The organism is Acidovorax cavernicola, assembly GCF_003581445.1.
The window spans coordinates 1-729 of sequence record NZ_QXMN01000296.1 but is presented as its reverse complement, the minus strand read 5'-3'; the positions used below and the strand labels follow the sequence as shown (position 1 = coordinate 729).

1 protein-coding gene is annotated in these 729 nt (G+C 64.6%); it reads left to right on the top strand.

Annotated elements, in window-relative coordinates:
• On the top strand, positions 1 to 729 hold a 729-nt coding region (locus D3H34_RS33255), incomplete at both ends, for a BMP family ABC transporter substrate-binding protein (RefSeq protein WP_147400625.1).

The following is a 729-nucleotide window of genomic DNA, read 5'->3' as shown; positions in this document are numbered from 1 at the left end:
TATGTCGGTCCCGTCGGCGACGGCGGCTGGTCGTATGCCCACGACCAGGCGCGCAAGAAGCTCGAGCAGGAGTTCGGCGACAAGATCCAGACCAGCTATGTCGAAAGCGTGCCCGAAGGCCCGGACGCCGAGCGCGTGCTGCGCGACATGGCCGGCCAGGGCAACAAGCTGATCTTCGGCACGACCTTCGGCTACATGGAAGCGCTGCAGAAGATCGCGCCCGATTTCTCGGGCGTGAAGTTCGAACACGCGACGGGCTACAAGACCGCGGCCAACGTGCGCACCTACGACAGCCGCACCTATGAAGGCGCGTACCTGGCGGGCATCATCGCCGGCGCGATGACCAAGAGCAACACGCTGGGCGTGGTCGGCTCGGTGCCGATTCCCGAAGTGATCCGCAACATCAACAGCTTCACGCTGGGCGCGCAGTCGGTCAACCCGAAGATCAAGACCAAGGTGGTCTGGGTCAACGAATGGTTCAGCCCGCCGAAGGAAACCGAAGCCGCGACTTCGCTGATCAACGGCGGCGCCGACGTGCTGTTCCAGAACACCGACTCGCCGGCCGTGCTCAAGACCGCGCAGGAAAAGGGCAAGCGCGCGTTCGGCTGGGATTCCGACATGACCGCCTACGGTCCCAAGGCCCACCTGGGCTCGGCGATCATCAACTGGGCGCCTTACTACAGCAAGGCCACGAAGGAAGCGCTGGACGGCAGCTGGGCCACGGGTTCG